The organism is Flavobacterium aquidurense, from assembly GCF_002217195.1.
Lineage (GTDB): Bacteria > Bacteroidota > Bacteroidia > Flavobacteriales > Flavobacteriaceae > Flavobacterium > Flavobacterium frigidimaris.
The window spans coordinates 100,352-112,659 of sequence record NZ_MUGR01000003.1 but is presented as its reverse complement, the minus strand read 5'-3'; the positions used below and the strand labels follow the sequence as shown (position 1 = coordinate 112,659).

The window sequence follows — 12,308 nt, the reverse complement described above, 5'->3', positions numbered from 1 at the left end:
TGAAGTTTTTTTTGGGATTTGGGATTTGGTCCCGAGGCTTCAGAATTGAAATATCGGAATTTCTTTTTCTGGAGCTATTTACTTCGTCAGTCGCTATCGCTCGTGTCCTCCTATCCGCTTGTATCTTTTCATCCGCAAAAAAGCGGATAAAAAGGATACCGCTTCTATCAGGGCTAGGGGTCTTGAGGTTATGAGAACTATTTATATAAATTGAAGTTTCATTATTACAAATACAACAAAGTAAAAAGTATACTCTCCAATAAAAACATATATCAATTTCTATACTTTCTGGTTTTCCTTATTCATCTTAATCAATTATTCAATACTTTAGCAATCCGATTATTTTTTGTAGATGCGCATCAACAGTGTGGAAGTAAAAGAATATAGCAACGAATTTCATGGAAGAATAGCTTATATGAACACGGGAGAAATACTTATATATCAAAATCAGGAAGGCAATATTAAAATCGATGTACGACTTGAAGAAGAAACGGTTTGGTTAACTCAAGACCAAATGGCACAATTATTTGGAAAAGCCAAATCTACTATTAACGAACATATTAAAAACATTTTTGAAGAAGGAGAACTCCATGAAAGCTTGTCTATGCACAAATTCGGAATTTCCGAATTTCAGCAAAAAGCACCTAATTATTACAATCTTAATGTCATAATTTCTGTAGGTTACAGAGTAAAATCACTTCAGGGAACTCAATTCAGGATTTGGGCAACCCAACGATTAAAAGAATATATAGTTAAGGGTTTTGCATTGAACGCTGATCGTTTTAAATCAGGTAATACAATGAATTACTTTAGCGAATTGCAGCAACGCATTTGTAATTATCGAATACAAAAGAGATAAAAATAGTACTGTCATAGATCAAGGTTTTACGTATTTAAGTTTAATGTTGGAGAACAAAGCAGATTTTGTCTTGACTTATAACGAAACTTTAAATAAATCAATTCACAGCTATTCAATAGATTGGTCACAAACCAGAGTTGCTTTTGTGTCTCCAAGTTTTACAGAAAACCAAAGACTAGCGACTAATTTTAAAGATATTGCTATTGAATTATGGGAAGTAAAAAGATATGAAAATAATCTAATCCGTATTAATCCTATTAAGAAAACAAAATCTGCAGAAAGTATAAGCCATTGACGAAGCAGAATAGTGTTATTAAATCGGTTACTGATGAGATTAAAGTCTATAATGAAGAAGATCATTTACACAGTTCTTCAGAGGAAATAATAGAGTTGTATGAAATTATAAAAATGCAATTTTAAATTTAGCAGACGATATTGAAATTGATCCTAAAAAGTTATATATCGCTTTTAAAAAGAACAAAAACATAGCTGACATCGTTATCCTCAAAAAAGGGACCAAAATTTTGATTAACCTTAAAAAAGGACAATTAGATGATCCTAAAAGTTTAATGAAAGACATTTCTAAAATTGGTTATTGGGGAAATGGAGATTACGAAACTATTGTTAGTAATACTAATAATTTAGAATACATTATGAGTCTTGTAAAACAAGCTATTTAATGTAACCAAAAAACATGTTTTATTGCTTAATTTATATTTAAGAAAATGGTATTTACAAAAGAAAAGATAGATGAACAATGTCAAAAAGTAAAACTTGAATTACTTTCTAATCCAAAACATAAATTCAATAAAATCGATAAGTGGTGCAATGCTTTGGATTCTTTGCCCGGAATCTATGGAATTTTCATAAATAATGAATTAAAATATATTGGAGAGACCGGTAATTTTAAGGCCAGAATGAGAGAGGTTCACAGAACATACAATCATTCTTTTAGAAAGAAATTAGGTCGTTCTTTAAACGCTACTTTAGTTAAAAACAGTTATCATCCTGAAGTCGAAAAACAACTTGATATTATTTTTGAAAAAAGTTTTTCCGTTTCATTTGTACATGTTAACTATGGTCGCTTAGAAATTGAGACAAAATTAGTTACTGAATTACAAGATTCTTTACTAAATTCTATCAAAAAAAGAAAATAATCCCCCTACTCCTCATACATCTCCATCCACAACCTCGTCTCTTCCAAATCCAGTTCCTTCTCAATCTTCCTGAAAATCTCTTCATTGACAGAACCTGCTTTGTGCATTGATTCTAGTTTGTCGCGTTCTACATTCAGGAGATCAATTTGTATTTTGGTAAAATCGTTGAAAATCTCGCCGCCCATTACATTTCCTTTTCCGAAGAAATTGGCCGGGAGTTCGGTTTTTTGGAGGCGGTTGAATTTTACTTCGTATTTGCTTTTGATGTTGTGCAGCAAGTCATCGTTGAGTAACGAGAAATTATCTTCGATGTGCGTAATAGTTTGCGAAACGATAATGTTTCGGATTTCGTATTCTTCGGCGATGATGGAGTACTTTTCGATTTTTAGTTTTTTGATCAGCCACGGCAATGTCAAACCCTGAATGACCAAAGTCGAAAGGATCACACAAAACACCAGATAAATGATGAGGTTTCGTAACGGGAAAGCTTCGGTTTCGTTCATCATTAGCGGAAGCGCCAAAGCCGCAGCCATCGACACCACACCACGCATTCCGGACCAGCCGAAAACAATCATGTTTCGGAAATCGAATTCCTCCTGCAAACGGATTTTTTTACTGATATATCTGGGGAGTAAAGTCGCCGGAATCACCCATAAAAAACGCACAAGAATCACCACTAAACTCACCGAAGCGCCCCAAATAAACAAAGACCAACCGGAGTAATTCCCGATTCCGGCAATAATTTGGCGCAATTGCAATCCGATTAAGATAAAAATTAATCCGTTTAGAATATTGGTTAGAACACTCCAGATCGTTCCTGTCATGATTCGGCTTTCGTGTGTGAAAATCGTTCCCGATCTTGCCGAAAGAAAAAGTCCGGTTGCCACTACGGCCAAAACACCGGAACATTCAAAATGTTCTGCAATCAGGTACGACGCAAAAGGTGTCAGTAAAGTCAGAGTTGCTTCGATCACCTCATCGCAGACAAACTTTTTATGAATAAAACTCATGATATAACCTACTCCTAAACCAATGGCGATTCCTAAAACCGACATGACCACAAAGTTCAGTCCGGCTTGCCAGAGCACAAAATTTCCGGCTGTGATGGCCGTCAAAGCATATTTGTACGCTACCAGACCACTGGCATCATTTACCAGACTTTCGCCTTCGAGGATTGCAATTAATCTTGGGTGCAACCCCAGTCCTTTAGTAATAGAAGTAGCCGAAACCGCATCCGGCGGCGAAACGATCGCGCCCAATAAAAAAGCCAACGGCCAGGAGATATCATCAATCAGCATATGTGCTGCAACAGCCACTGCAACGGTAGTAAAAAGTACCAAACCTACGGCTGCCAAAGTAATTGGCCGGATCGTTTGTTTAAAGTCTGACCAGCTCGTATACCACGCAGCGTGATACAAAAGAGGCGGTAAAAAGATAATAAATACAATTTCAGGACTTAAAGCAATCACCGGAAGTCCCGGAATAACACTAATAATGACTCCGCAAAGTACCAGCACAATTGGAATGGGAAAATTGTATTTTTTGCTAATAAGACTCAGAAAAGCCACCCCGAAAAGCAGCATGATAATAACGGTTATATTTTCCATTTTGTGATTGTTTTGGTAATGCTGGTATTTAGAGTACGAATATAATATTTTTAAAACTTTGTTAGAACTATGATTGTATGGGTTATTTTTTTGCAATTTCTAAGTCACATGGTCAGGCTGACCGAAGTCGAAGCCCACGTTCCTGTTGGAGCGCCCTTCGACTCCGCTCAGGGGGACATATAGAAAGAAACATTAAAGTGATTTATTTCACGCAGATTTTACTGATTATAGCAGATTAAAAAAGATTTTTTTTGCAATTTCTACATCGCATTGTCAGGCTGAGCGGAGTCGAAGCCCAAGTTCCTGTTGGAGCGCCCTTCGACTCCGCTCAAGGGGACACATAAAAAGAAGCATTAAAGTGATTTTATTTCACGCAGATTTTACAGATCATAGCAGATTTAAATAGATTATCATTCAAATTAATTTGCGTAAATCTGCTGAAATCTTTTTTAATCTGCGTGAAATTCATATTTAAAAAATCTGTATGAATCGCTTTAAACAGATAGCAATCAGGGCTGACAAAAAAATAATGCACAACAAGATTAAGCCCAATTCACTAAAATTTCTTAACCAAATTTTATTATCCCTTTAAGTCATAAATATCTTAAAAAAAATTACATTTGATTCTTAAATTCATTGCCTTACATTATGATTCAGAAAAGAAATTATATTTATTTACTCGCCCTGACAGCCGTCTTTTTTTACGCGCCACTCGCCTATTCCCAAACAGCACCGGTCAAAACTGAAGCTGCGCCTGCAAAAACAGAAAACCGTTCAAAGCTTTTTCAGGAAACTGTTACCGACAGCGATTATCTGATGGCGATCGAAAAAGCCGGAGAAGTTTTGAAATCTGCTCATAATGACACTGAATTTGATGCCAACAGCCATCATTTGTTTGGAGAAATTAAAAGAACACAAAGCAAACTCGACCTGATTTTAGTGAGTATAAAAGGCGCAAATCCAAATGTGCGCAACCAGCAAATGTACCGTATTGTCCTGAAAGAAATCGAACAGGAACTGGACGAGCAAAATACCGCAATCAATTCGCGCAACCTCGCTTTGGAGAAAATAAAAGACAGGGTAATTGATCTTCGCAAAGACAAAACCTTAATGGGACTTTTGACAGATACCATTAAACGCAAGCAATTTAAAAAAGAATTTGCCAATCTTAAAGACCGATACCTCAGCACGGATAGTCTGATGACTAAAAACCAGGGAATCCTGAACAATAATAAAAGGCTGACGGTAGAAAGAAAAATTGCCGTTTCGAATGCTTTGATCGCCGTCGACAATAAACTCGAACAATCCGGCATCAGTATTCTAAAAAGAGAATATCCTGTTTTATGGAGTACAAACGATTCGACTTCAAAAAAAATAGAAGGGCAAAACATCAAGGCCAAAATTGTGATCGAACAAAGCGTCGCTTCTTACTATCTAAGTTACAAAGCAGGCGCCCTGATCTCCTTGCTTTTATTAATGGGAATATTGGGCTGGTATATTGCACGCAATCTAAAATACCTGAAAAATAACGGACATGCCAAGAACCTGTCTCAGTTTAATTTCAAATACCTCAACAAAGGCGTTATTATTCCGGTAGCTGTTATTGCGTTGAATATTGCAGTTGTAAGTAACTTATATGCTCCGGCGATGTTTATAGAACTGGTTCAGCTTTGTCTTCTGGGACTACTGACGTTTCTTTTTAGAAAAGACTGGTCTTCTGTCGCCATCCGCAATTGGATGTTTCTTTTAGTCCTGTTTTTTATTCTGTGTTTCCTGGACCTGTTTATTGCCGTTGGTTTTATACAGCGCTGTGCTTTTATTGTCATCAATATTTTAGGAATCCGTTACGGTTTTGTTCAGATCAAAACTTTAAAAGATCAGCTGTACATCAAAGGATTCTTCAAATGGGCGACGATCATTTTTATCGGCCTGAATGTTTTGGCGTTAATCAATAATGTTTTCGGAAGGGTTTCCCTCGCCAATATGTTAAGCCTTACCGCTTTTATTTCGCTTACGCAGATTGTCGCGTTAAGTGTATTTTTGAAAATAATTTTAGAAATTATCCTTTTACAAATTTATACGACAAGGGTAAAACGCGGTATCGAGAAGATTTTTGATTTCGAAAGCCTGTCGGATACACTCAAGAAACCTTTCATCATCGTCATTAGCTATATGTGGATTGTTGTCATCGCAGCTAATCTGAATATCTGGGAATCTTTACGCGATGGTTTAAATGCGCTGTTGAGTCATCCCAACACAATCGGAAGCATCACTTTTACTTTAGGAAATATTGTCTTGTTTTTTATCATCATTTGGCTGGCACATTTATTACAGAATTATGTAGCGTACTTTTTTGGCGAAGTCGATGATGAAAACGAAGAAAACATCAACAAAAGGCAACATTCCAAATTATTGATCACAAGACTTGTCGTCTTAATCAGTGGTTATCTTTTGGCCGTTGCCGCATCGGGAATGCCACTGGACAAACTAAGTATTTTGCTGGGAGCCTTGGGCGTTGGTGTCGGACTTGGACTTCAGAGTGTGGTTAATAATTTTGTTTCGGGTATTATTTTAATTTTTGACAAACCCATACAAATTGGCGATGTGATCAATATTGCTTCAGAATCCGGCCGTGTAAAATCGATGGGATTGCGTACCACCAAAATCAACTCGGCAAACGGTGCCGAAATCATTATCCCGAATGGTAATTTATTGTCTCAAAACATTACCAACTGGACGTATACCGACAATTTTAAACTGGTAGAAATCGCCGCAGAAGTGAGCGGAGAAATCATGCCGGAAGAAATTAATGCGCTCATATTAGAATCTCTCGAAAGCATGGTTTTAGTAAACAATGCTAAACCTCCGCACATTTATTATACGGCTATTGCTGACGGAAAATTCAAATTGCAAATTAAATTCTGGTGCAGCATTTACCGCACAGAAGAAACAATTAGCAGCGCGCGTCAGGTATTGTACAGTAATTTTAAAGCCAAAGGTTTAGTGTTATCCACATAAATTACTGATTCTTAACTAACGTGCCGAAATCTAATCTTTAAAACTGTGCGGGATAAATATCACGCAAAGACGCAAAATCGCCAGGTTTACATCTAAAATCTTTGCGTCTTTGCGCGAAATAAATTACCCTAATCAGCTAAAAGAAGCTTAACTTAATGACATTGCCCGAAGCCACTGGATTGATTTCAAAAATTTGAAAAAAAATGCCAAACGAGTTAATCACTATGGATTATATCTTAAATCCGTCAAATTAATTTTTTGGCGGATTTTTTTTTGAAGTCAATTTTAAAAATAAAACAACAAAAGCCCAACTATTTAATTTTCAATATGTTAATTTTAAAATAAAACGATTACAGAATTAGGCCTAAAAGCGTTAAATTTATTGAAATATTCATGATTATTTGTAATACAATTAATCTTATCTTAGCGAAATAATAGCCTTTTTGAATTTAAATTCATGATAGGTCTGAAGCAGAAAGGCTTCAGCTGACACATTGTACAAAACAAAAAAAACTGATTTTCAAACAGATAACAGACCAACAATACTGTTATTTTAGAAAAACAGGGAGATTAACCGGAATTGAATCAGGACATTAAATCTTACAATACTTAAAATGAGCAAGCAGAATTATAATTTATTACTGGCAGATGACGATGAAGATGATTGCGATTTCTTTAAGGAAGCACTTGATGAATTATCATTTCCCGCAGTACTTGTAACGGTAAACGACGGTGTACAACTCATGGATTTTTTAGCCAGTATCACTACCGGTGATTTACCGGATATTCTTTTTCTTGACCTGAATATGCCCCGCAAAAATGGTCATGAATGCCTGACGGAAATAAGAGAAAAAGAAGCTCTCAAAGATCTTCCGGTAATTATTTTTTCGACTTCGCTAGATAACGAAATTGTCGATAAAATGTATGCCAAAGGAGCCACTTATTACATTCGTAAGCCCGGTGAATTTGCTCAACTAAAAAAAGTAATCGAAAATGCACTAACTACAGCATCTGGCAATAATTTTAAGCAGCCCATGAGAGAGCACTTTATACTTCAACCTTAATTCATTTTTAGAATGAGCCTTACAAATAAGAATCTTTATTTTCTGACCGGTGGTGGAAAAATGGGCAAATTAATGCGAACTAAAGACTGGAATACAACTCCTTTAGGCGATCCCGAAACCTGGCCTCAAAGCCTTAAAACCATTGTTGCCCTAATGCTCAATAACCCCTTTGGAATGTTAATTGTATGGGGGGAAGATTTTACGCAAATATACAACGATACCTACAGCCAGATTCTGGGCTCAAAACATCCTAAAGCTTTAGGAATTAGTTCCCAAATCACATTCTCTGAAGTCTGGGACATCCTTGCTCCCATGTTTGAGGATGTTATGAAAGGAAGCTCGGTTACTTTTCCGGATTTTAAATTAACATTAGACCGAAAAGGCTATGATGAAGATTGCTATTTTAATTTCTCATACAGCCCCATCAAAAAAGAAGATGGCGTAGTAGGCGGTCTTTTGGTAACAGTTATCGAAACTACGGAAAAAGTAAGGGCCACAGCAGCTCTTAAAGAAAGTAACGCCAGATTTAGAAATAATATCATGCAGGCTCCTGTTGCCATGTGTGTTATGAGAGGTAAAGATCAGGTTGTAGAAATTGCAAACGATCAAATGATTCAGTTATGGGGAGTCGAGGCCAGCGAAATTCTCAACAAACCTGTATTTGACGCTTTACCGGAAACAAGAAACCAATATCTTGAAGAGGTACTGAATAATGTTTATAAAACTGGGAGAAAATTTATTGCCAATGAGCAGCTCGTGAAACTGCCGCGCAATGGTAAAATCGAAGATACATATATCAATTTTGTATACGAAGCCCTTAAAGAAGCTGACGGAACTATTTCCGGTGTTGTTGGGATTGCCATAGAAGTTACGTCACAAGTATTGTCACGTTCTAAAATTATTGAAAGCGAACAAAAAGTACGCGAACTGGTAGAAAATGCCCCCTTTCCAATTGCTTTATATGCAGGAAAAGAAATGATAGTCGAACTCGCCAATGATTCCATTATTAAAATATGGGGAAAAGGCGATGACGTTATCGGAAAATCTTTTAAAGATGTCGTTCCGGAACTGGACAATCAATTGGTTTTTGAACAGATTAAAGAGGTACTGGAAACCGGAAAATCCTTTCATACAAAAAATACGCCCCTTGATCTTACCGTTAACGGAAAATTACATACCTATTATTTCAATTACAGCTTAACACCAATATATGACATAAACGGCAATATTTATGGTGTTATGAATACAGGAGTCGACTTAACAGACCTGAATTTAGCCAAGAAAAAAATTGAAGAAAGCGAGGAGAATTTACGCAGCATGGTCGCTCAGTCTCCAATTGGTATTTGTGTAATAGATGCCGCCACTTTAATAAGCGAAATTGTAAACGACAGTTTTATCGAAGTTGCCGGAAAATCCCGCGAAGAAATTGCCGGAAAACATTACTGGGATACTTTTGCCGAGGTAAAATCTTGCTACGAAGCACCGCTTGAAAAAGTAATAAAAGAAGGGCTTCCATTTTATGCTAATGAAGTAGAAATGGAACTCATCAGACAAGGAAATAAAGAGAAAGTATATGTCACTTTTGTATATGCACCACTCAAAAATACCGAAGGCAAAGTAACCAAAATTGCCATTTGGGTACTTGATAATACACCACAGGTTATTGCAAGACAAAAAATTGAAGAAGCCGATAAACGTTTCAGAAATACGGTTAAGCAAACTCCGGTTGGAATCAGTATTTTACGCAGTCCCAACCATATGGTCGAAATGGCCAATGAAGCGTACCTGAAATTGGTCGCCAGAGAAGAAAAAGACTTTGTAGGCAAACCCCTGTTTGAATCATTACCAGAGGTAGAAGAAGCTGTAAGTGCTCTTTTAGAAGGAGTTTTTACTACCGGTATTCCGTATCATGGTTATGAAGTCCCTGTACCTATCAACCGATATGGCAATCACGAAATTTTTTATTTCGATTTTCTTTATCATCCTTTAAAAGAGGAAAATGGAGATATTTCAGGAATCATAGTAACCGTCACGGAGGTAACGGAGAAAGTCGAATCCAGAAAAAAAACAGAACTCAATGAGGAAAGGCTTAATATTATAGTCGAAGCGAGTGAACTGGGTACGTGGGAATTGGCGGTAAAAACAAAAGACCTTCAGTATTCTACAAGATATCTCGAAATTGTTACCGGTTACAAAGACGGTGAATATTTAACCCATGCCCAACTGCTGAGCCATGTGCATCCAGACGATTTACACATCCGCGAAAAAGCGTTTAAAGAAGCGATTGCCTTTGGAAACATTCAATATGAAGCCAGGGTAATATGGGACGATCAGTCGATTCACTGGGTCGAGGCCAAAGGAAAACTTTTTTACGATGACGACAACAATCCTGAAAAATTATTAGGCACCGTAAGAGACATCACTGACGAGAAAAATCATCAGCAGGAACTTGAAGCAAGCGAGAAAAGATTCCGTAAACTGGTCATGGAATCTCCTGTTCCCAAAGCCATTCTGAGAGGAAAAGACATGACGATCGAAATGGTCAATGCTGCTCTTTTGAAAAATATATGGAGGAAAAATGAAAGCGATGTTCAGGGGAAAAATATATTAGACGTATTTCCGGAACTCAAAAAACAAAAATATGCAAGACTCTTAAATGAAGTTTATGCCACGGGAAATGTACATTCAGAATCTGAATCCTTATTTTATTTGAACAATGGAGATACGGAATATAAAATGTATATTGATTTTGAATACGCCCCAATGCGCGAAATCGACAATACGATTTCAGGCATAAAAGTAACACTGATTGATGTTACTGAAAAAGTCGAAGCCAGAAAAAAAATTGAAGAAAGCGAAAAGAAATTCCGATCCCTAACCGAAAGTATTCCACATCTTATCTGGGAAACCGATGAAAAAGGAAATTCCCTGTTTACTTCCGGCAAATGGTTAGAATATACAGGCGTAGTCCCAACTGGTGAAAAAGCCTGGCAAGCCATGATTCATCCTGATGATCTGGAGGAAAATACCAAAATCTGGAACAAGAGTCTGGCCACCGGGGCAGTTTATAAAACTGATGTCAGGGTTTTAAGAAAAGACGGCACCTACAGATGGCATGCTGTAATTGGTGAACCTGTTTTGAACAAAGACAATAAAATCATCAAATGGGTGGGTGCCTTTACGGATATCCAGACTGAAAAAGCATTTACACAGGAATTAGAAAAACAAGTTACCGCACGTACAAAAGAACTCGAACAAAAAAATGTAGAACTGGAGCAAATGAATAAGGAACTTCAGTCTTTTGCCTATATTTCGAGCCACGATTTGCAGGAACCGCTGCGTAAAATTCAAACTTTTGCAACACAAATTATCGAAAAAGAATCCGATAATCTATCCGATTCCGGAAAAGATAAATTCCAACGAATGCAAAACGCTGCACAGCGAATGCAGACCCTAATCAATGATTTGCTTTCGTACTCACGAACCAACATTCAGGAAAGAAAGTTTGAAAAAGTCAATCTTTCTACAATTATTGATGAGGTAAAAGAAGATCTTAAAGAAGAACTGGAACAAAAAGGAGCGGTAATCGAAATTAGTAAAACCTGCGAAGCCAGTATTATTCCGTTTCAGTTTAGACAGTTGTTGTATAACCTGGCGAGTAATTCACTCAAATTTTCGAATCCGGATGTTCCTACCGTAATAAAAATGAACTGCGAATTCAATAAAGGAGCAAATTTAGGCCATCATGGCCTATCTAAAGAAACAGAATATTGTCATATTAGCATTTCAGACAATGGTATTGGTTTTGAACCGCAGTACAGTAAAAAGATATTCGAAGTTTTTCAGCGTTTGCATGGAAAATTAGAATACACAGGAACAGGAATCGGACTTGCGATCGTTAAAAAAATAGTAGAAAACCATAACGGAATCATCACGGCACAAGGAGAAAAAAACAAGGGAGCTACTTTTGACATTTATATCCCGGTGATCCAAAATACAAACTAATAAAAAAACGGAAATAACTTTTAGAAAGTCATTTCCGTTTTTGATTTTTAGTTCTCTAAAAGAATTAAAAAATTACTTCAGATATATTATCTTGTATACACCGTAATGATACCAGTAGTTTTATCTTTCAATTTTAATTCTTTGTTCGTAAGGTTCATGATGTCACTAGTAGAGCTCAAATTACCAACACTAATAGTTAAATCATTATGAGATCTTGCATAAGTCCCTGTAGTTTCAGTTAATGCACAATCAGAACCATTATAATCACCTATAACGGCTGCATTACTTATTCTAAGATCTAAATAATCCCTGCTGCATCCTGCTTGATTTTGTGGGGCATCGATCAATACCTCTTTTCCGTCAATAATTGTTCCTGTCTGACTTAGGTTGTATTTCCCTTGTATCGGAACAATTGTTTCTCCTTCGTTGTCATCACTGCTGCAAGATGTTGCAAATAAACCGATGCTCAATAATAATGCGAATAATATTCTTTTCGTTTTCATGTTTGATTTCTTTAAAATTATTTTATGCTAAATTAGTTTTAAAGTATATCAGAAATGTTCTATAATTTTCGGTTTAATTTATATAATTCCATTAA

8 protein-coding genes and 1 pseudogene are annotated in these 12,308 nt (G+C 36.5%); 7 read left to right on the top strand and 2 right to left on the bottom strand.

Going from position 1 to position 12,308, the window contains the following annotated elements:
* Positions 1-415 precede the first annotated feature (415 nt).
* The 4 genes and pseudogenes from B0A67_RS02435 to B0A67_RS02425 all read left to right on the top strand — a co-directional run.
* Positions 416-856: pseudogene (locus tag B0A67_RS02435) on the top strand (virulence RhuM family protein); the annotation flags it as partial.
* A gap of 46 nt (positions 857-902) precedes the next feature.
* Complete coding sequence (locus B0A67_RS24890; protein WP_072963869.1) at positions 903-1,154, top strand: hypothetical protein; 252 nt, start codon at positions 903-905, stop codon at positions 1,152-1,154.
* Between the two features lie 118 nt (positions 1,155-1,272).
* Positions 1,273-1,539, top strand: coding sequence for a DUF5655 domain-containing protein (locus B0A67_RS24885; RefSeq protein WP_317044070.1), 267 nt, complete (start codon positions 1,273-1,275; stop codon positions 1,537-1,539).
* Between the two features lie 45 nt (positions 1,540-1,584).
* Positions 1,585-2,016 carry a hypothetical protein gene (locus B0A67_RS02425; RefSeq protein WP_072963867.1) on the top strand — a complete coding sequence of 144 codons (432 nt, stop codon included), beginning with the start codon at positions 1,585-1,587 and terminating at the stop codon, positions 2,014-2,016.
* 5 nt (positions 2,017-2,021) lie between these two features.
* On the opposite strand, the gene B0A67_RS02420 is transcribed toward B0A67_RS02425, so the two are convergent.
* Positions 2,022-3,623 (bottom strand): Na+/H+ antiporter, encoded by a 1,602-nt coding sequence (locus B0A67_RS02420; RefSeq protein WP_072963865.1) that lies wholly within the window; start codon positions 3,621-3,623, stop codon positions 2,022-2,024.
* A gap of 648 nt (positions 3,624-4,271) precedes the next feature.
* Between B0A67_RS02420 and B0A67_RS02415 the strand changes: the two genes are divergently transcribed.
* From B0A67_RS02415 to B0A67_RS02405, 3 genes are all read left to right on the top strand, one after another.
* On the top strand, positions 4,272-6,641 hold the full coding sequence (locus tag B0A67_RS02415) for a mechanosensitive ion channel family protein (RefSeq protein ID WP_072963863.1): 2,370 nt from the start codon (positions 4,272-4,274) through the stop codon (positions 6,639-6,641).
* Positions 6,642-7,255: 614 nt separating this feature from the next.
* On the top strand, positions 7,256-7,705 hold the full coding sequence (locus tag B0A67_RS02410) for a response regulator (protein WP_072963862.1): 450 nt from the start codon (positions 7,256-7,258) through the stop codon (positions 7,703-7,705).
* 12 nt (positions 7,706-7,717) lie between these two features.
* On the top strand, positions 7,718-11,710 hold the full coding sequence (locus tag B0A67_RS02405; RefSeq protein ID WP_072963860.1) for a PAS domain S-box protein: 3,993 nt from the start codon (positions 7,718-7,720) through the stop codon (positions 11,708-11,710).
* 86 nt (positions 11,711-11,796) lie between these two features.
* Here the strand turns inward: B0A67_RS02405 and B0A67_RS02400 are convergent, their stop codons facing one another.
* The gene (locus B0A67_RS02400; protein WP_072963858.1) at positions 11,797-12,213 is read right to left on the bottom strand and encodes a lipocalin family protein; all 417 of its coding nucleotides are present in this window, start codon (positions 12,211-12,213) and stop codon (positions 11,797-11,799) included.
* Positions 12,214-12,308: the final 95 nt, after the last annotated feature.